Below are 19,572 nucleotides of genomic sequence, written 5' to 3'. Positions count from 1 at the left end.
GCGTCAGGTGCGGATCTCGCCGTGCCCGAATACCACGTACTTCAGCGACGTCAGCCCTTCCAGCCCGACCGGGCCGCGTGCATGCAGCTTGTCGTTGGAGATGCCGATCTCCGCGCCCAGGCCGTACTCGAAGCCATCGGCAAAGCGGGTCGAGGCGTTGATCATCACGCTGGCGGAATCGACCTCGCGGATAAAGCGCATGCCCGCCGAGTAGTTCTCGGTGATGATCGAATCGGTATGGTGCGAGCCGTATTCGTTGATATGGGCGACGGCCTCGTCCAGTCCGGCCACGGTCTTGATGGCGAGGATCGGGGCCAGGTATTCCAGGCGCCAGTCTTCCTCGGCGGCATCGACCAGGCCGGTAAAGCCCGCCGCTTCCAGCGTGGCGCGGGTGGCCGGGCACACGCGCAGCTCGACGCCCTTCTCCTGGTAGATGCGGCACAGCGGCGGCAGTGCGGCGGCGGCGATGTCCTGCGACACCAGCAGCGTCTCCATGGTGTTGCACGGCGCATAACGCTGCGTCTTGGCGTTGTCGCAGACGCGCACGGCCTTGTCCAGGTCGGCATCGGCGTCGATATAGACGTGGCAGATGCCGTCCAGGTGCTTGATCATCGGCACGCGCGCTTCTTCCATCAGCCGCGCGATCAGGCTCTTGCCGCCGCGCGGCACGATCACGTCAACGTATTCGGTCATGGTGATGAGACGGCCGACCGCGGCGCGGTCGGTAGTCTCGATCACCTGCACGGCCTCGGACGGCAGGCCGGCTTCGGCCAGGCCTTCGGCCACCAGCGCGGCCAGCGCAGTGTTCGATTCGATCGCCTCGGAACCGCCGCGCAGGATGGTGGCGTTGCCAGACTTCAGGCACAGTGCCGCCGCGTCGATGGTCACGTTGGGGCGCGACTCGTAGATGATGCCGATCACGCCCAGCGGCACGCGCATCTGGCCGACCTGGATGCCAGTCGGGCGGAACTTCATGTTCGAGATCTCGCCGATCGGGTCGGCCAGCGCGGCGATCTGCTCCAGGCCAGCGGCCATGGTGGCGATGGCCTTGTCCGACAGCGTCAGGCGGTCGATAAAGGCGGCATCCTGGCCGTTGGCGCGGGCGCGCTCGAGATCGCGCGCGTTGACCGTCTTGAGCTTGTCGGCATCGCGGCGGATGGCCGCGGCGATGGTCAGCAGCGCACGGTTCTTGTCGGCCGTGGAGGCACGCGCCATGGCGCGCGACGCGGCGCGGGCCTGGCGGCCGACGCGGTCCATGTATTGGTTGAGGTCGAGCTCGTTCATCTCAGTGGCCCTGGGGTGGTGGCCGTCAGTGTGTTTTCCGTCCCCCCCCCCCCCCCCCCCCGGGGGGGGGGGGAAGCAAACCTGTGGAGTTGCGCGTTCAGCGCGCGATCATCAGGGCAAGCTGCTGCAGCCCGTCCCATGGTTCCGCCGGCAGCGGGCTGCCGCCCGGTGGCGGCAGGTCCGACAGGCCCTTGACCTGGCGGTCCAGCCGCGCCGCCAGCGCCAGCGCCGCATCCAGCCTTGGCTGCGCCAGGCGCTGCGCAGCCTGCGGCACCAGCCGCTCGCGCGGGCCCCAGACGCGCAGCTCGCGCATCAGCACGCCCGCCGGCTTGCCGGCCGCCAGCCCTTGCCGGACCTTGGATAATACGCGAATTTCCTCGGTCAGCGCCCACAGCACCAGCACCGTGGCCTCGCCCTCGCCGCGCAGCCCTTCGAGCATGCGCACCAGCCGCGGCACGTCGCCGGAGAGCATCGATTCAGACAGCTTGAACACGTCGTAGCGGGCCACATTCAGCACCGCATCGTGCACCTGGTCGAAGGTGAGCTCGCCGGGCGGGTACAGCAGCCCCAGCTTCTGGATTTCCTGGTGCGCCGCCAGCAGGTTGCCCTCGACCTTGTCGGCGATGAATTGCAGCGCACGCCGGCCCGGCTCGCCGCCCTCGACGCGCTGCTGCTGCAGCGACAGCCGCTCGCCGACCCAGGCCGGCAGCCGGGTGCGGTCCACGGTGTCGACCTTGATCGACACGCCGGCGCCTTCCAGCGCCTGGAACCAGGCCGACTTGGACGCGGCAAAATCCAGCCGCGGCAGCGTCACCAGCAGCACCACGTCGGGCGACGGCTGGGCGGCCACGGCGCGCAGCGCCTCGCCGCCGTCCTTGCCGGGCTTGCCCGACGGGATGCGCAGTTCAACGATCTTGCGGTCGCCGAATAGCGACATCGACTGCTGCGCCTCGACCAGCTGGCCCCAGTGGAAGCCGCGCTCGGCCGACAGCACGTCACGCTCGGTAAAACCGGCTTCGCGCGCCGCCGCGCGCAGGCGGTCGACGGCCTCCAGCACCAGCAGGTGCTCGTCGCCATGCACCACGTACAGCGGCGCCAGGCCCTTGGCCTTGGCCTGCTTCAGGTGCGCGTCGAGCCCGTCAAGCTTGAGTTGCATGCGTGGGTCAGATGACCTTGACGGCGGCCAGCCGGCGCATCAGCTGCTGCACGATATCGCGCTGCATGTCGCGGTACAGCTGCTGCTCTTCGTAGTCCTTGGCCAGCGTGTTGGCTTCGTTGTAGGTCAGGTCGCGCGTCAGCACCAGCTGCGACGGCGCGATCAGTTCCTTGCCGGCGGGGTCGCGCAGGCGGAAGGTGAAGCGCTGCGTCAGGCGGTATTCACGCACCACGCCCTCGGTCGTGATCGACAGGATCGACTTGGTGCGGGTGTCCTGCAGCACGTCCAGCAGGGCGTCGGCCTCTTTCTGGTCGGCCACCACCTGGGTGTCGGAGCCGCCGCGGATGGCGCGGCGCAGGTCGGCGCCCATCAGCGAATTGGCCGGAATCCCGATATACAGCCGCTTGAAGGCGAAATCCGCGTTGCCGCGCATGTGGAAGCCGCAGCCGGCCAGCAGGCCCGTTGCCGGCACCGCCAGCATTGCCGCGAGCACCTTGCGGCGCCCCATGTTCAGTCGCTTCATTCTTGGCGATTCCTTGTCAGGTTCCGGGGCCAGCTTACAACACCACGTTGACCAGGCGGCCGGGCACCACCACGATCTTCTTCGGCGCCTTGCCCTCGGCAAACTTGGCCACGGTCTCGCTGGCGGCGGCGGTTGCCTCGATGGCGGCGCGGTCGGCTTCGGCGGGCACGGTGATGCTGCCGCGCACCTTGCCGTTGATCTGCAGCACCAGTTCGATCTCGCTGCGCACCAGCGCGGCTTCATCGACCTGCGGCCACGGCGCGTCGAGCAGGTCGCCGGCTTCGGCGGCGTAGCCCAGCTGGTCCCACAGGCCGTGGGTGACGTGCGGCACCACCGGGTACAGCACGCGCAGCAGGATGCCGAAGCACTCGCGGCGCGCGGCCGGCGAAGCGGCCTTGGCGTCGTCCAGCGCGTTCAGCATCTTCATCGTGGCGGACACCACGGTGTTGTACTGGATGCGCTGGTAGTCGTAGTTGGCCTGCTTGAGCACGCCATGGATCTCGCGGCGCAGGTCGGCGTCATCGGCAGTCGGATTGCCAGCGGCGCCGTCGCGGATGGCCGCGGCATTGGCAAAGCCGTAGTTCCACACGCGGCGCAAAAAGCGCGAGGCGCCCTCCACGCCCGAGCCGCTCCATTCCAGCTGCTGCTCCGGCGGCGCGGCGAACATCACGAACAGGCGCGCGGTATCAGCGCCGTACTGGTCGATCAGCGCCTGCGGGTCGATGCCGTTGTTCTTGGACTTCGACATCTTCTCAATGCCGCCGATCACCACCGGCTGGCCGTCGGCGATCAGCGTGGCGCCCACCGGGCGGCCGCGCTCGTCGGTGCGCAGGTCAACCTCGGCCGGGTTGTACCAGTGCTTCTTGCCCGAGGCGTCTTCGCGGTAGTAGGTCTCGTTGAGCACCATGCCCTGCGTCAGCAGGTTGGCGAAGGGCTCGTCGAACTTGACCAGGCCCAGGTCGCGCATGACCTTGGTCCAGAAGCGCGCGTACAGCAGGTGCAGGATCGCGTGCTCGATGCCGCCGATGTACTGGTCCATCGGCATCCAGTAATCGTTGCGCGCATCGACCATGGTGGCCGCGTCCGGGCAGGTATAGCGCATGTAGTACCAGCACGAGTCGATGAAGGTATCCATCGTGTCGGTCTCGCGGCGCGCCGGCTTGCCGCACGACGGGCAGGTGCACTGCAGGAAGCGCGCATCCTTGGCCAGCGGGTTGCCGGTGCCGTCCGGCACCAGGTCTTCGGGCAGCACCACCGGCAGGTCCTTCTCAGGGACCGGCACCACGCCGCAGCTGTCGCAGTGGATCAGCGGGATCGGCGTGCCCCAGTAGCGCTGGCGCGAGATGCCCCAGTCGCGCAGGCGCCAGGTCACCTTCTTCTCGCCCAGGCCCATCGCGCCCAGGTCGGCGGCAATGGCTTCGACCGCGGCCTGGTAGCCGAGGCCGTCGTACTTGCCGCTGTGGATGCAGGTGCCGTTTTCCTTGTCGCCGTACCATTCCTGCCAGGCTTCGGTCGAGTACGGCTGGCCCTTCACGTCGATGACTTGCTTGATCGGCAGCTTGTACTTGAGCGCGAAGGCGAAGTCGCGCTCGTCGTGCGCGGGCACGCCCATCACGGCGCCGTCACCGTAGCTCATCAGCACGTAGTTGCCGACCCACACGTCGACCTTCTCGCCGGTCAGCGGGTGCACCACCTGCAGGCCGGTCGGCATGCCCTTCTTCTCCATGGTCGCCATGTCGGCTTCCATGACCGAGCCGTGCTTGCATTCGTCGATGAAGGCGGCCAGTTCGGGGTTGTTCAGCGCGGCGTGGGTGGCCAGCGGGTGCTCGGCGGCGACCGCGCAGAAGGTCACGCCCATGATGGTGTCGGCGCGCGTGGTGAACACGTACAGCTTGCCGTCATTGATCGGCTTGCCGTCCTCGCCCGGGATGTCGTGCGGGAACGCAAAGCGCACGCCCACGCTCTTGCCGATCCAGTTCTGCTGCATCACCTTGACGCGCTCGGGCCAGCCCAGCTGGTCCAGGTCGCCCAGCAGTTCCTCCGCATACTCGGTGATGCGCAGGTAGTACATCGGGATCTCCCGCTTTTCCACCACCGCGCCGGAGCGCCAGCCGCGGCCGTCGATGACCTGCTCGTTGGCCAGCACGGTCTGGTCGACCGGGTCCCAGTTGACGGTGCCGGTCTTGCGGTAGGCGATGCCCTTTTCCAGCATCTTCAGGAACAGCCACTGGTTCCAGCGGTAGTAGTCCGGGCTGCAGGTGGCGACCTCGCGCGACCAGTCGATCGCCAGGCCCATCGACTGCATCTGCTTCTTCATGTAAGCGATGTTGTCGTAGGTCCAGGCCGCCGGCGCCACGCCGTTGTTCAGCGCGGCGTTTTCCGCCGGCATGCCGAAGGCGTCCCAGCCCATCGGCATCAGCACGTTGTTGCCGTTCATGCGCAGGTAGCGCGCCATCACGTCGTTGATGGTGTAGTTGCGCACGTGGCCCATGTGCAGCTTGCCCGACGGATACGGCAGCATCGAGCAGGCGTAGAACTTGGGCTTTTCCTTGCCGTCGGCCCCGGCCGCATGCTCCGACACGCGATAGGCGTCGATGGCTTGCCAGTGCTGCTGGGCGGCTTGTTCAACGGCGGAAGGAAGGTATTTGTCTTGCATGGTCGGGACAGCAGTCAGGACAACGTTTGCGCGGCGACTGGCCTGCCGGCATCCGGGGGAATCGTTGGAATGAGAGCAGCGGGCGCGCCGCTTGCGCGGCGCCCGCCGGGCGTGCAATGCGAAAGAAGACGATTATAACCGTGGCGGCAGGCCAGTTTCGGCCCTGCGCGCCCCGCGGCGCCTTACTTCAGGCCCAGCACGTCCTGCATGTCGAACAGGCCGTTGGGCTTGTCGGCCAGGAAACGGGCGGCACGCACGGCACCGTCGGCATACGATTGGCGGCTGGACGACTTGTGGCTGATCTCGATGCGCTCGCCGATGCCGGCGAACATCACGGTGTGGTCGCCGACGATATCGCCGCCGCGCACGGTGGCAAAACCGATCGAGTTGGGATCGCGCTCGCCGGTGTGGCCTTCGCGGGCATAGACGGCGCAGGTCTTGAGGTCGCGGCCAAGCGCATCGGCGATCACTTCACCCATCTTCAGCGCGGTGCCCGACGGGGCATCGACCTTGAAGCGGTGGTGCGCCTCGATCACTTCGATGTCATAGCCGGTCGACAGCAGTTTGGCGGCCACTTCCAGCAGCTTGAAGGTGGCGTTGACGCCGACGCTGAAGTTCGCGGCAAAGACGATGCCGATCGACCTGGCGGCCTCGGCCAGCGCGGCCTTGCCGGCCTCGTCGAAGCCGGTGGTGCCGATCACCATCTTCACGCCCAGCTTCTTCGCCGCGGCCACGTGGGCCAGCGTGCCTTCGGGGCGGGTGAAGTCGATCAGGCAGTCCGCGCCGGACAGCACCGCTTCCACATCGGAACTGATCGCCACGCCGGTCTGTCGGCCCAGCAGCAGGCCCGCATCCTGGCCCAGCGCCGGCGAGCCCGGCACGTCGAGCGCGCCCGCCAGGCTCACGCCCTCGGTGTTCAGCACGTGTTCGATCAGCATGCGGCCCATGCGGCCCGATGCGCCTGCAATGGCGATGTTCATGGTGTCTGGCTCAGCGGAATATGCGCAATGCGCGGAAAGTGATCGAGCCGGCCATGCCTGACCGGCCCGGAAAACTGGTGGCGCGCCGCTGCCGGCGCGCCGTGCGGCCGATCAGTTGGCGGCCGGTTTGGGGGCCTGGGCCGGCGCCGCTGCCTCGGTGGGAGCGGCCGGCGATGCCGCAGGGGCGGGTGCCGCTTCCGGCTGCTGCGCCTGCCGCGGCACAAAATTCTCCACCGTGGTCTGCGACTCGGCCGGGGCGGACGCGGTGGCCGGGGTGGCCGCGGTGGCTGCCGCGCCGGTGGAGATCTTGCCCGGCGTCTGGTCCTTCAGCGCCTTTTTCATGCCGTCGATCTCGGCAATCAGCTCATACTCGGACGGCAGTTCATCGCCGCTGAACTTGACCAGCCGGTCGCCTTCAAAAAACACCGTAAAGCGGCGCTGCTGCACCACCGGGGTATTGCCGCGGCGGAACGAGAACACGTAGTCCCAGCGATCGGCGTGGAACACGTCATTCAGCAGCGGCGTGCCGAGCAGGAACTTGACCTGGTCGCGCGTCATGCCTTCGCGCAGTTGCGATACGGCCTCGCGCGAGACGAAATTGCCCTGCACGATGTTGATCCGGTACGGCGTGATGGCGTTGGCTACCTTGCGCGAGGTGGAATCGTAGGCTGAGCAGGCGCCGGCCAGCAGGGCCGCGGCCAGCAGGGAGACAACCAGCGTCGGGCGCATGGCGGACGAACGGATAGAACGCATGTATCTCGCTTCCGGGGAGGGAAAGAAAAGTGCCACGGCAAGGTATCGCAAAGCGGGCATAAAAACGGCGCAATATGCGCCGATTGCACCACATGCGCCTGTTGCGCCTGCCGCGACAACCACATGGGAAGGCAACCGCGCCGGGCGCGTGATGCCGACTTGGGACATCACTACCGCGAGCGACTTTTGCTGCCAAAACCCTTATGATTCAACTATCCAGTCATTGTACTCTAGGGAGTCACCCACATGCCGAGTCCGGCGGACCTCAAGAACATCGGCCTGAAGGCGACCGTGCCCAGGCTGAAGATTCTTGAAATTTTTCAGACCAGTGAACAGCGGCACCTGAGCGCGGAAGACGTCTACCGTATCCTGCTGAACGAGCATATGGATATCGGCCTGGCCACCGTCTATCGCGTGCTGACCCAGTTCGAGCAGGCAGGCCTGCTCTCGCGCAACAACTTTGAATCCGGCAAGGCGATTTTCGAACTCAACGAAGGCAAGCACCATGACCACCTGGTGTGCCTCGACTGCGCCCGCGTCGAGGAGTTCTTCGACTCTGAAATCGAGCACCGCCAGCAAAGCATCGCGCGCGAGCGCGGCTTTACGCTGCAGGAACATGCACTGTCGCTGTACGGCAATTGCACCAAAACAGACTGTCCCCACAGACCCAAACGATAAGCCTGCACGCTCCGCCGCGGAGCGCAGACGGGCAACAAAAAACCGGCGCCAGGCGCCGGTTTTTTGTTTGGGCTGCTCGCCGCAGGACGCCGCTCAGGGCGCCTGCAGGTCCTGCAGGTCCTGTTCGGTGACCACCCGCGCCGGGCGTGCCGGCGGCAGGCCGACGAACTCGCCCACCACCTGGCGGAACAGGTTGCGCGCCCACACCAGCATCGGATGGGTGTTGCGGCTGCGGTGCCAGAACATGTTCAGCCCGAGCGTGGTGTTCAGTTCCGCCGGCAGCGGGAAGGCCTTCAGGCCATAGGTTTCGCAGGCCATGTCCTTGGTCAGCGCATTGACCGTGAAGATCATGTCGGTCTGCGAAGCCAGTTCGGCCTGGGCACGCCATGAATGTACCGTCAGCGTCGCATTGCGCTTGAGCCCGCGCTGCTGCAGCGCGTAGTCGAGCGGGATCAGCGACGGCGCCGGGCGGCCGGAGCCGCCGGAGTGCGCCATGAAGATGTGGCCGCAATCCAGGTATTGCTCCAGCGAGCAGTGGTTCTTGAGCACCGGATGGCTCTTGCGCGCGCAAACCCACAGGTTCAGCGACGTCACCATTTCCTCGACGATTTCCGGGTGGCGGGTCGGGAACGGGGAAAAGGCCAGGTCAAGCTCGTTGGCGCGCATCGAGGCGACGTCCGTTTCCCACGAATGGGATTCGACCAGCTTGATATGCAGGTCCGGCGCCAGCTGCTTGATGCGCAGCACAAAACGGTTGAATACCGTGTCGCCCAGCTCGGCGGCAAAGCCGATGCTCAGCGTGCCGGTGGCAATGGCCGGATCAAAATTGTCGGCATCGCCCTCGTTGATCGATGACCACAAGTCCAGCATGTCGCGGATCTTCGGGCCCAGTTCCAGCGCACGTGGCGTCGGCGTCAGGCCATGCGGGACACGGATGAAGAGCGGATCGTCAAAGATTTCACGCAGCCTGCCCAGAGAGTGCGATACGGCCGGCGCGGTCATATGCATCTTTTCCGCTACATAAGTGGCGTTTCGCTTGCTCAGTAGTTCGGTGAAGATCACTAAAAGCTTCGTGTCTACGTTCACCATGATCAGGCCTCGGTCAGATTATTCTTAGCTAGATGGCCCCACCACTTGCACTGGCTGCACATCAGATTTCAACGGCGTCTTAATAGTGTAAGAGGAAAAAACAAGCTCGGAAAGCAAATTCGGCATTTCTGAAATGGCCGTCTACGCCATATTTCTGAAAAATTGCGCTCTTTTTCCTCTATTGACCGCATATGTGAACATTTCCCGCGCCGCAACATGCACTCGTGCATCGGCGTATAGTGGGTCCGCGGCTCCCATTTTTATCATTCTTTTCTGACGGCTCGATCCCGGCCATCATGCCTGAACATTTCCGCCTCCCCGTACCACTCCCGAAAGCCTACCGCTTGCTGAACCACGGCCCCACCGTGCTGGTCAGCGCCGCCGCCGGCGGCAAGCGCAATATCATGGCCGCCGCCTGGGCCATGCCGCTCGACTTCGCCCCGCCCAAGGTGGCAGTGGTGCTGGACAAGAGCACCTGGACCCGGCGCCTGCTGGAAGACAGCGGCGAGTTCGTGCTGCAGGTCCCCACCGTCAGCCAGGTCGACCTGACCGAGGCGCTGGGCTCCAGCTCCGGCCTGGCGCTGATGGAGCAGGAAGGCACCGACAAGTTCGACGCCTACGGCCTGGGCACTTTTGCTGGCACGGCGGTAAGCGCGCCGCTGCTGGAGGGCTGCGCGGCCTGGCTGGAATGCCGGCTGCTGCCGGAGCCAGCCACGCAGCAGACCTATGACCTGTTTCTTGGCGAAGTCGTGGCCGCGCACGCGGACGCGCGCGTGTTCAGCAACGGGCGCTGGCATTTCGACGGCCATGATGCGCTGCGCACCATCCACCACGTGGCTGGCGGCCATTTCCTGGTGGACGGCGACGCAATCGACGCGCGCCCGCTGGCGCCCCGCCCGGCTGGCTGAATATCACTGCACCGGAAAATGAAAAACGCGCCCGAAGGCGCGTTTTTCTTTACTGCGGAAGCTGCCGGATAAGGCTGCTGAATTACTTGGCCGCGACGCGGACCATTTCCAGCACCTTGTTCGAGTAGCCCCACTCGTTGTCGTACCAGCTCACGACCTTGATGAAGGTGCCGTCCAGCGCGATGCCGGCTTCGGCGTCGAAGATCGAGGTGCGGGCATCGCCGCGGAAGTCGGTGGCGACGACCTTGTCTTCGGTGTAGCCCAGCACGCCCTTGAGCGCGCCCTGGCTCTGGGCCTTCATTTCGGCGCAGATTTCTTCGTACGTGGCCGACTTTTCCAGCTCGACGGTCAGGTCAACCACGGACACGTCCGAGGTCGGCACGCGGAACGACATGCCGGTCAGCTTCTTGTTCAGCTGCGGAATCACCACGCCCACCGCCTTGGCGGCGCCGGTCGACGACGGGATGATGTTTTCCAGGATGCCGCGGCCGCCGCGCCAGTCCTTGTTGGACGGGCCGTCAACGGTCTTCTGGGTGGCGGTGGCGGCGTGCACGGTGGTCATCAGGCCGCGCTTGATGCCCCACTTGTCGTTCAGCACCTTGGCCACCGGTGCCAGGCAGTTGGTGGTGCAGCTGGCGTTGGAGATGATCGCCTCGCCCTTGTACGACTCATGGTTCACGCCGTACACGAACATCGGGGTGTCGTCCTTGGACGGGGCCGACATGATCACCTTCTTCGCGCCCGCGTCGAGGTGCTTCTGCGCGCCTTCCTTGGTCAGGAAGATGCCGGTCGACTCGACCACCACGTCGGCGCCGATCTCGCCCCACTTCAGCTCGGCCGGATCCTTGACCGCGGTCAGGCGGATCTTCTTGCCGTTGACGACCAGGGTGTTGCCGTCGACCGACACTTCGCCGTCGAAGCGGCCATGCACCGAGTCGTACTTCAGCATGTACGCCAGGTAGTCGGGCTCCAGCAGGTCGTTGATGCCAACGACTTCGATGTCCTTGAAGTTGGCGACTGCGGCGCGGAACACCATGCGTCCGATGCGGCCGAAGCCGTTGATGCCGATCTTGATGGTCATGACTGTCTCTCCTGAGGATCGATTGAAACCGGTGGGCGCCGCACGGGCCGCGCGGCGCACCACGCGGCTCCAGCGCCCGGATGCTTAGATAAGAGTGTCCTTCACCGTTCGGACCACGTTGTCGACGGTAAAGCCGAAGTGCTTGAACAGAACGCCGGCCGGGGCCGATTCACCGAAGGTGTCGATGCCCACCACCGCCTGGACCTGGTACTTCCACCAGAAGTCCGTCACGCCCGCCTCGACCGCCACGCGCGGCACGCCGGCCGGCAGCACGCTGGCCTTGTAGGCGCTGTCCTGCTTGTCGAACACCGTGGTGGCCGGGACCGAGACCACGCGCACGTGCACGCCTTCGGTAGCCAGCGCGTCGGCGGCGCCGACGGCCAGGCCCACTTCGGAGCCGGTGGCCAGGATCACGGCATCCGGACGCTTGGTCTTGGGGTTGACGCTGTCGCGCAGCACATAGCCGCCGCGCGCGATATTGGCACGGGTGGCTTCGTCGCGACGCTGGAACGGCAGGTTCTGGCGGCTGAAGATCAGGCAGCTCGGGCCGTTCTCGCGGCGGATCGACTCGGCCCAGGCCACGGCGGTCTCGGTGGTGTCGGCGGTGCGCCAGACATCCATGTTCGGGATCAGGCGCAGGCTGGCGACGTGCTCGATCGACTGGTGGGTCGGGCCGTCTTCGCCCAGGCCGATCGAATCATGGGTGAACACGAACAGCGTGCGGATCTTCATCAGCGCCGCCATGCGCAGCGCGTTGCGGCTGTAGTCCGAGAAGGTCAGGAAGGTGGCGCCGTAGGGGATGTAGCCGCCATGCAGCGTGATGCCGTTCATGATGGCGCTCATGCCGAACTCGCGCACGCCGTAGTTGATATGGTTGCCCCAGGCATCCACGCGCACGGCCTGGCTGCCCGACCAGTTGGTCAGGTTCGAGCCGGTCAGGTCGGCCGAGCCGCCGAGGAACTCGGGCAGCACCGGGCCAAAGGCCTCGATGGTGTTCTGGCTGGCCTTGCGGGTGGCGATGGTCTCGGCCTTTTCCTCGCACTTGGCGATAAAGGCGTCGACGGCGGCGTCGAACGAACCCGGCAGCTCGCCCTTCATGCGGCGGCGGAACTCGCCGGCCTCATACGGGTGGCGCTCGGCGTATGAATCGAACAGCGCGTTCCAGGCACGCTCCAGCGCCTGGCCGTTGCCCTTGGCGTCCCAGGCGTCGTAGACCTCGGCCGGCACTTCGAACGGGGCGTGGGCCCAGCCCAGCGCCTCGCGCGTGGCCAGCACTTCGGCGCCGCCCAGCGGGGCGCCGTGCACGTCGTGGCCGCCTTCCTTGTTCGGGGCGCCCTTGCCGATCTTGGTGCGGCAGCAGATCAGGGTCGGCTTGTCGCTGGCCTTGGCCTGCGAGATCGCCATGTCGACGGCGGTCACGTCATGGCCGTCGATGCCGCGGATCACGTTCCAGCCGTAGGCTTCGAAACGCTTCGGGGTATCGTCGTTGAACCAGTGCACCACGTCGCCGTCGATCGAGATGCCGTTGTCGTCCCACAGCGCAATTAGCTTATTAAGCTTTAGCGTGCCGGCCAGCGAGCTGGCCTCGTGGCTGATGCCTTCCATCAGGCAGCCGTCGCCCAGGAACACATAGGTGTGGTGATTGACGATGTCGTAGCCGGGGCGGTTGAATTCTTCACCCAGCAGGCGTTCGGCCAGCGCCATGCCGACCGCGTTGGTGATGCCCTGGCCGAGCGGGCCGGTGGTAGTTTCCACGCCCGGGGTGATGCCGAATTCCGGGTGGCCGGCGGTCTTGCTGTGCAGCTGGCGGAAATTCTTCAGCTCTTCCACCGGCAGTTCATAGCCGGTCAGGTGCAAGAGCGAATAGATCAGCATCGAGCCGTGGCCGTTGGACAGCACGAAGCGGTCGCGGTCGGCCCACTGGGGGTTGCTCGGGTTGTGCTTCAGGTGCCGGCCCCACAGCGCCACGGCGATGTCTGCCATGCCCATCGGTGCACCGGGGTGGCCGGAATTGGCCTGCTGGACGGCGTCCATGGCAAGCACGCGGATGGCGTCGGCCATCAGCTTGGCGGGCTGGGAAGCAAAAGGGCTTGTGGCGGGATGGGCAAGGGCGGACATGCGGGCGGTCTTGGACGTGAGCGGGCGTGAGCCTGACGGTGACGGCAGGAAAACCGCAATTTTAGCAGAAGCTAGGGGGTTTTCCGGACTCCCGGACAGCCCCCGCGGCGGAGTCCGCGCGATCACCGCAGGCCGGCTGGCACGGCCCCGCCCCCGGCACCGGAACCATCCGGGCCCTGACATGCCTGATGCTTCACCCCGACAGCACCAGCTTCGCCGCTGCACCGCACTTCGACAGCGTAGCGCGGCACGCGTAAGATGCACTCTCGCACCGCGCGGCACGCCAGCCGCGCCGGGTTTCCCGCACTCAGGAGACGATCATGACCAGACCGGCCAACACCCCCTGGCTCACCCCCTACCTGACCGTCGCCAACGGGCGCGCCGCACTGGACTTCTACAGCCGCGCCTTCGGCTTCGCCGCCGGCAACGTGGTCGACGAAAACGGCGTGCCGACCCATGCCGAGATGCACTACCAGGGCCAGCTGGTGGTGATGTTCGCGCCCGAGGGCGCCTGGGGCAGCACCGCGCGCACGCCGCGCTCGCTGGGCGTCGAGTGCCCGCAGACCTTCTATGTCTATTGCGACGATGTCGACGCCATGCACCAGCGCGCGGTCGACGCCGGCGCGGTCAGCCTGATGGCGCCGGCAGACCAGTTCTGGGGCGACCGCTATTGCATGGTGGAAGATCCCGACGGTTACCGCTGGGGCTTCGGCAAGCCGCTGGACCCGGCAGCAGGCCAGGCAAGCTGATGGCACCACGCTTCTTCGTCGGCGGCGCCGACACGGTCCTGGCCGCCGAATCCGATTTCCCGCTGCCCGAGCCGGTGGTGCGCCACGCGCAGGTGCTGCGCCTGGTGCCGGGCGACGCCATGACGCTGTTCGACGGCCGCGGCGGCAGCCACGCGGCCACGTTGGTCGAGCTGGGCAAGCGCCACGCGCTGGCGCGCATCGGCGCGCATGACGCGGCCGAAGCCGAGCCGCCCTTCCGTGTCACGCTGGCGCAGGGCCTGGCCGGCGGCGACAAGATGGACTGGCTGATCGAAAAGGCGGTCGAACTGGGGGTCACGGCAATCCAGCCGCTGCAGGCCGGCCGCTCGGTGGTGCGCCTGTCGGGCGAGCGTGCGCACAAGCGCCAGGCGCACTGGCAGGCACTGGTGCAGGCCGCCTGCGAGCAATGCGGCCGCAACCGCTTGCCGGAGGTTGCGCCGGTCGCTAACGTTGAGACATGGCTGACGCAGTCCGCGGCTGGCGGTGCCAGGCTGCTGGTATCGCCGCGCGCCACGCACTCGCTGCCGGCGTTCATCGCCGAACAGCGCGAAGCCTTGCTGGCTGGCGGCGTCACGCTGCTGATCGGCCCCGAAGGCGGCCTGGCGCCCGAGGAAGAGCAAGCGGCAAGGCAAGCGGGTTTCACCGGCGTGTCGCTCGGCCCCCGCATCCTGCGCACTGAAACCGCGGGGCTGGCATGCCTGGCAACCCTTAACGCCTTGCTTGGCGGATTCTGACGGCGGCGGCCACCCGGCCGTCGCGTCAACCTTGCAACCCTGACTGAAAGGAGTCGACCATGGGACTACTCGATAGCGTGCTGGGCGGTGTGCTCGGACAACTCGGCGGCGCGCGTGGCGAGGCTGGCAGTACCGGAGGGCTCGACCCCAAGCTGATGATGGCGCTTGGCCTGCTGGCAACGCTGGCCATGCGCGGCCGCGGGCAAGCAGGCGATGCGGCGCCTGTCGATGATGGCCTGGGCGGACTGGGCAGCCTCGGCGGGCTGCTGGGCGGCATGCTCGGCGGCGGCGGTGCCGGCGCAGCGCCCGGCGGCGCCACCGGCGGCCTGGACCTTGGCTCGCTGCTGGGCGGACTGCTTGGCGGCCAGGGTGGCGCGCCGGCCAATAGCCAGGCACTGGGTGCGGCCGCCGGCGGCATCGGCGCGCTGCAGCAGATCCTGGCGCAGGCCGGGCTGGGCGAACAGGTGAACTCGTGGATCGGCAGCGGCGCCAACCAGCCGGTCACGCCGTCGACGCTGAGCAGCGCGCTGGGCGACACCGGTGCGCTCGAATCGCTGGCACAGACCACCGGCATGTCGCAGGACGACGTGGCCGCGCAACTGAGCGAAGGGCTGCCGGAACTGATCGACCGCCTCACGCCGCATGGGCATCTGCCGGCGCAGGAATAGGACCAGCACCTCGCCGGAAAGCAAAAAGCCCGCTATTGCGGGCTTTTTGCTTGATTTGCCTTGCAAGGGCTCAGGCAGCGCTCTCAGGCGAACGAATAAAACACCCGGAACTGCACCTTGCGCTCGCCCCAGAACTCGGCGGCGTCGCGGAATACGTCGAGCAGCACCTCGCGCCCTTCCTTGTCGAACTTCTGCGCAATCGGCAGGCCTTCCAGCACGATCACAAAGCCCGGCTGCGGGCCGGCCTTGTAGATCATGTCGGTCAGGCAGTCAGCCAGCGCGTCGAAGTTCTTGCCGAAGTGCTTCGGGAAGGTGAACGACGTGGCGATGGTTTCCAGGATCTCCGCCTTGCTCGCGCAATGGGCGCAATTGGCATAGAGGAAATGCTGCCCGAGATCGGCGGCCGCCTGGGCCAGCTCAGGCACGCGGAAGGCGCGGATCGACTGGACGATGTTCGGACGCACCGTCTTGAACAGGTTCATGGCCCCCTCGCTGGTGCCGTCATTCCAACCGGGACCGGCGGGCATGGCCACGGGCGCGGTCGCGGGCGGGAGTTTTTGCATGAGCTCCTGGCTCGGCATCATCAGCACGTTGTCGTATAGGTTCTGGGCCTGCTGCTGAGCCCGCTGCCAGCCATCTCCGGCGCCGCGCTCTTCGCGGGCGGCAAGGGCGTCGCCCAATCCGAAAATGTCAGTCATCATTTGAGTATCCGTTTGAAGCTGTTGTAGTGATCTTCCGTGTAGTAACAATCGTTGGCAGCGCGTTGTTCCCCGCCGCAGACGATCCGCTTGGCTCCCCGGTTCCGGCTCCTGGCGCTCTTGACCGTGTATTCGCGGTAATACCCGCGTTCACGTTGCGGCAGGATGCGTTCGTAGTTGCCGAATCTCGATCCGTCCTTGTCATACAGGAACGGGCCGCCGGCTTCGATGCGCTCCAGGGTCTGCCGTGCATCGTTGGGCAACTGCTGCACTGCAATGGTTCCCACCCCTTCGGTCTGCACCTGCCGCGCCAGCGTCGGCTGCGCCAGGGCCAGCACCAGCGCCGCGCCGGTCATGGACCGGGCCAGCATGCGCGTTGCGTGCCGCATCAGAGGAACTTGGAAACCCACGTTGTTTGTCTTGGTTGAACCGGAAATCGAGCCTGCCGCTGGTTGGGTAGACGATCTATCTGTCCGGGCCACCCTGGCCAGCGCCCTGCGCCACCCGTAGAGGAGCGCGATGGATGCCGGCCGTACCGGGGCGCTCATGGCGAGCGCCTGTATCAAAGGCGTAAGGTTACGCGCATGCACGCAATTAAGCAATCCCGGCCCGGCAGCACCGATAATTCTTCAATTGTTTCAATATGTTAAGCGTATGTGTGCGCATACTAACCATGCACATATGGGCGCAAAAAAAGCCGGGCGAACCCGGCTTTTCGTCACATTGGCCAGCTACCGGCCCATGCAACTGGCGCTACCAGCGGTTTAGCGCTTGGCAGCGGCGTCCACCACGACCAGCGAGGTCATGTTGACGATGCGGCGCACCGTAGCCGACGGCGTCAGGATGTGCACCGGCGCCTTCACGCCCAGCAGGATCGGCCCGATCGCGACGTTGTTGCCCGCGGCAACCTTGAGCAGGTTGTACGAGATATTGGCCGCGTCGATGTTCGGGCACACCAGCAGGTTGGCTTCGCCCTTGAGCGCGCCGTCCGGCACCAGCTGGTCGCGCAGCTTCTGGTCGAGCGCGCTGTCGCCGTGCATTTCGCCGTCGATCTCCAGGTCCGGGGCGCGATCACGCAGGATAGCGAGGGTTTCGCGCATCTTGCGGGCCGAAGGCGCTTCGGAAGAGCCGAAGTTCGAATGCGACAGCAGCGCGATCTTGGGCTCGATGCCGAAGCGCTTCAGTTCCTCGGCGGCCATCAGCGTGATCTGGGCCAGCTCTTCGGCGCTCGGGTCGACGTTGACGTGCGTATCCACCAGGAAGATCTGGCGACCCGGCAGCACCAGGCCGTTCATCGCCGCGTAGACCTTGTTGGTGCCGCCCAGCACCTGGTCGATATAGCGCAGGTGCGCCGCGGTGTTGCTGACGGTGCCGCAGATCATGCCGTCGGCCTCGCCCTTGTTCACCAGCATCGCGCCGATCAGCGTGGTGCGGCGACGCATTTCCAGCTTGGCGTACTCGGGCGTGATGCCCTCGCGCGCCATCATGCGGTAGTAGGCGTCGGAATAATCGCGGAAGCGCTCGTCGTGCTCGGGGTTGACCACGGTGAAGTCCACGCCGGCGCGCAGGCGCAGGCCGAAGCGCTCGATGCGGTGCTGCAGCACGGCCGGGCGGCCGATCAGGATCGGGTTGGCCAGCTTTTCGTCGACGATCACCTGCACCGCGCGCAACACGCGCTCTTGCTCGCCTTCGGCAAAGACGATGCGCTTCTTCTCCATCTCGACCTTGCGCGCGGCGGCGTAGATCGGCTTCATCAGCGTGCCCGAGTGGTACACGAACTGCTGCAGCTGCAGGCGGTAGGCGTCCATGTCCTCGATCGGACGGGCGGCCACGCCGGACTTCATCGCGGCCTCGGCCACGGCCGGGGCCACCTTGACGATCAGGCGCGGGTCGAACGGCTTCGGGATCAGGTACTCAGGGCCGAACGACAGGTCCTGGATGCCATAGGCGGTGGCGACGATGTCGCTCTGCTCCTGGCGCGCCAGCTCGGCCAGAGCATTGGCCGCGGCGATTTCCATCTCGCGCGTGATGGTGGTGGCGCCGCAGTCCAGCGCCCCGCGGAAGATGAACGGGAAGCACAGGACGTTGTTGACCTGGTTCGGGTAGTCGGTGCGGCCGGTGGCCATCACCGCGTCCGGACGCACTTCCTTGACCAGCTCCGGCGCGATTTCCGGGTTCGGGTTGGCCAGGGCCAGCACCAGCGGCTTGTCGGCCATGCGCTGGACCATGTCCTGCTTGAGCACGCCGGCGGCGGACAGGCCCAGGAAGATGTCGGCGCCGTCGATCACTTCGGCCAGCTTGCGCTTGTCGGTCTTCTGGCAGAAGCGCGCCTTTTCAGGGTCCATCAGCTCGGTACGGCCTTCGTAGACCACGCCGGCCAGATCGGTCACCCAGATGTTCTCGATCGGAAGGCCGATGTCGACCAGCAGGTCCAGGCAGGCCAGCGCGGCCGCGCCGGCGCCCGAAGCCACCAGCTTGACGTTCTTGATGTCCTTGCCGACCACCTTCAGGCCGTTGATGATGGCCGCGGACACCACGATGGCGGTGCCGTGCTGGTCATCGTGGAAGACAGGGATCTTCATCTTCTCGCGCAGCTTGCGCTCGACGTAGAAGCACTCCGGTGCCTTGATGTCTTCGAGGTTGATGCCGCCGAAGGTGGGCTCCAGCGCGGCGATGATCTGGACCAGCTTCTCCGGGTCCTTCTCATCGACTTCGATATCGAACACGTCGATACCGGCAAACTTCTTGAACAGGCCAGCCTTGCCTTCCATCACCGGCTTGGAGGCCGCGGCGCCAATGTCGCCCAGGCCCAGCACGGCGGTGCCGTTGGTGATCACCGCGACCAGGTTGCCGCGGGCGGTGTAACGGAAGGAATTGGCCGGATCGGAAACGATCTCTTCACAAGCGGCGGCCACGCCCGGCGAATAGGCCAGGGCCAGGTCGCGCTGGTTCGACAGCGGCTTGGTCGGCGTGACCGAGATCTTGCCGGGGGTGGGAAACTCGTGGTACTCGAGCGCCGCTTTGCGCAGCGCCTCACGCTGCTGCTGTTTCAGATCGTCTTGGGACGGGGACTGCTGAGGGCTGGTCATCGGCGCATCTTCCAATCGGTGGAGCCGTCATTGACGAGGCGGGGGACGATCGGCGGACCGGCTCCACGTGTCCGCCCTTCTCTTCCTTTGGAACCCAGCATTTTATATAGTGAAATACTATTTCACAATAAGCGTTTTGCTTGGGGCACCTTTGCGATTCGGTACAATATGCCCCATCCTCCGGGGCAATACCAGCAAGCGTAGCGCCTGCCCGCAGAAGCGGCGCACCGCGTGGCGGTCATGGCTGTCGTGCGCGGCAGTATCTTGCTGAAATGCCGGACGCGCCCCATCCTGACGCGCTGCGCAGGCGCCGCGGGATTGCCCCGGATCGCCATTCATCTTCGCGCAACGCGCAGCCCCGATCCCGTCCCACCCGGCGGGCGAATCTTC

Annotated in this window: 17 protein-coding genes; 5 read left to right on the top strand and 12 right to left on the bottom strand. The window is 66.1% G+C overall.

Features of this window, described 5'->3' with window-relative positions:
* Window positions 1-3: 3 nt before the first annotated feature.
* From CF68_RS07870 to CF68_RS07845, 6 genes are all read right to left on the bottom strand, one after another.
* Complete coding sequence (locus CF68_RS07870; RefSeq protein WP_035817204.1) at window positions 4-1,284, bottom strand: glutamate-5-semialdehyde dehydrogenase; 1,281 nt, start codon at window positions 1,282-1,284, stop codon at window positions 4-6.
* 97 nt (window positions 1,285-1,381) lie between these two features.
* Window positions 1,382-2,440, bottom strand: a complete 1,059-nt coding sequence (gene holA / locus CF68_RS07865; protein ID WP_035817202.1) for a DNA polymerase III subunit delta — start codon at window positions 2,438-2,440, stop codon at window positions 1,382-1,384.
* Window positions 2,441-2,447: 7 nt separating this feature from the next.
* Entirely contained in the window at window positions 2,448-2,963 is a 516-nt protein-coding gene (gene lptE, locus CF68_RS07860) for an LPS assembly lipoprotein LptE (RefSeq protein ID WP_035817200.1), read from the bottom strand.
* Between the two features lie 34 nt (window positions 2,964-2,997).
* A complete protein-coding gene (gene leuS / locus CF68_RS07855; protein ID WP_035817198.1) occupies window positions 2,998-5,619 on the bottom strand; it encodes a leucine--tRNA ligase in 2,622 nt (873 codons plus the stop codon).
* 182 nt (window positions 5,620-5,801) lie between these two features.
* A complete protein-coding gene (gene dapB / locus CF68_RS07850; RefSeq protein WP_035817197.1) occupies window positions 5,802-6,599 on the bottom strand; it encodes a 4-hydroxy-tetrahydrodipicolinate reductase in 798 nt (265 codons plus the stop codon).
* Between the two features lie 111 nt (window positions 6,600-6,710).
* Window positions 6,711-7,352 (bottom strand): outer membrane protein assembly factor BamE, encoded by a 642-nt coding sequence (locus tag CF68_RS07845; RefSeq protein ID WP_035817196.1) that lies wholly within the window; start codon window positions 7,350-7,352, stop codon window positions 6,711-6,713.
* A 246-nt stretch (window positions 7,353-7,598) separates the two neighbouring features.
* Here CF68_RS07845 and fur point away from each other — a divergent pair, with 246 nt between their 5' ends.
* Entirely contained in the window at window positions 7,599-8,030 is a 432-nt protein-coding gene (gene fur, locus CF68_RS07840; RefSeq protein WP_035817195.1) for a ferric iron uptake transcriptional regulator, read from the top strand.
* A gap of 93 nt (window positions 8,031-8,123) precedes the next feature.
* Here the strand turns inward: fur and CF68_RS07835 are convergent, their stop codons facing one another.
* On the bottom strand, window positions 8,124-9,119 hold the full coding sequence (locus CF68_RS07835; protein WP_035817194.1) for a LysR family transcriptional regulator: 996 nt from the start codon (window positions 9,117-9,119) through the stop codon (window positions 8,124-8,126).
* 296 nt (window positions 9,120-9,415) lie between these two features.
* Here CF68_RS07835 and CF68_RS07830 point away from each other — a divergent pair, with 296 nt between their 5' ends.
* Window positions 9,416-10,027: a flavin reductase family protein gene (locus CF68_RS07830; protein WP_035817193.1), complete on the top strand. Its 612-nt coding sequence runs from the start codon at window positions 9,416-9,418 to the stop codon at window positions 10,025-10,027.
* An 82-nt stretch (window positions 10,028-10,109) separates the two neighbouring features.
* Here CF68_RS07830 and gap read toward each other — a convergent pair whose 3' ends face one another.
* Entirely contained in the window at window positions 10,110-11,108 is a 999-nt protein-coding gene (gene gap / locus CF68_RS07825; RefSeq protein WP_010813209.1) for a type I glyceraldehyde-3-phosphate dehydrogenase, read from the bottom strand.
* An 84-nt stretch (window positions 11,109-11,192) separates the two neighbouring features.
* The gene (gene tkt / locus CF68_RS07820; RefSeq protein ID WP_200872539.1) at window positions 11,193-13,226 is read right to left on the bottom strand and encodes a transketolase; all 2,034 of its coding nucleotides are present in this window, start codon (window positions 13,224-13,226) and stop codon (window positions 11,193-11,195) included.
* A 320-nt stretch (window positions 13,227-13,546) separates the two neighbouring features.
* Here tkt and CF68_RS07815 point away from each other — a divergent pair, with 320 nt between their 5' ends.
* The 3 genes from CF68_RS07815 to CF68_RS07805 are packed head-to-tail and all read left to right on the top strand — an operon-like array spanning window position 13,547 to window position 15,395.
* Window positions 13,547-13,975 (top strand): glyoxalase/bleomycin resistance/extradiol dioxygenase family protein, encoded by a 429-nt coding sequence (locus CF68_RS07815; protein ID WP_035817190.1) that lies wholly within the window; start codon window positions 13,547-13,549, stop codon window positions 13,973-13,975.
* Window positions 13,975-14,727 (top strand): 16S rRNA (uracil(1498)-N(3))-methyltransferase, encoded by a 753-nt coding sequence (locus tag CF68_RS07810; protein WP_035817188.1) that lies wholly within the window; start codon window positions 13,975-13,977, stop codon window positions 14,725-14,727. The genes CF68_RS07815 and CF68_RS07810 overlap by 1 nt, the downstream gene beginning before the upstream one ends.
* A gap of 59 nt (window positions 14,728-14,786) precedes the next feature.
* Entirely contained in the window at window positions 14,787-15,395 is a 609-nt protein-coding gene (locus CF68_RS07805; protein ID WP_035817187.1) for a YidB family protein, read from the top strand.
* Between the two features lie 83 nt (window positions 15,396-15,478).
* Here CF68_RS07805 and CF68_RS07800 read toward each other — a convergent pair whose 3' ends face one another.
* From CF68_RS07800 to CF68_RS07790, 3 genes are all read right to left on the bottom strand, one after another.
* Entirely contained in the window at window positions 15,479-16,096 is a 618-nt protein-coding gene (locus CF68_RS07800) for a barstar family protein (protein WP_013957976.1), read from the bottom strand.
* Complete coding sequence (locus CF68_RS07795; RefSeq protein ID WP_035817186.1) at window positions 16,093-16,464, bottom strand: ribonuclease domain-containing protein; 372 nt, start codon at window positions 16,462-16,464, stop codon at window positions 16,093-16,095. The genes CF68_RS07800 and CF68_RS07795 overlap by 4 nt, the downstream gene beginning before the upstream one ends.
* 393 nt (window positions 16,465-16,857) lie before the next feature.
* The gene (locus CF68_RS07790; RefSeq protein ID WP_035817185.1) at window positions 16,858-19,182 is read right to left on the bottom strand and encodes an NADP-dependent malic enzyme; all 2,325 of its coding nucleotides are present in this window, start codon (window positions 19,180-19,182) and stop codon (window positions 16,858-16,860) included.
* Window positions 19,183-19,572: the final 390 nt, after the last annotated feature.

Origin of the sequence: Cupriavidus sp. SK-4 (genome assembly GCF_000611125.1) — a bacterium.
Taxonomy (GTDB): domain Bacteria; phylum Pseudomonadota; class Gammaproteobacteria; order Burkholderiales; family Burkholderiaceae; genus Cupriavidus; species Cupriavidus necator.
Note: the sequence above shows the minus strand (reverse complement) of the source record. Positions and strands in the feature narration are given on the sequence as shown.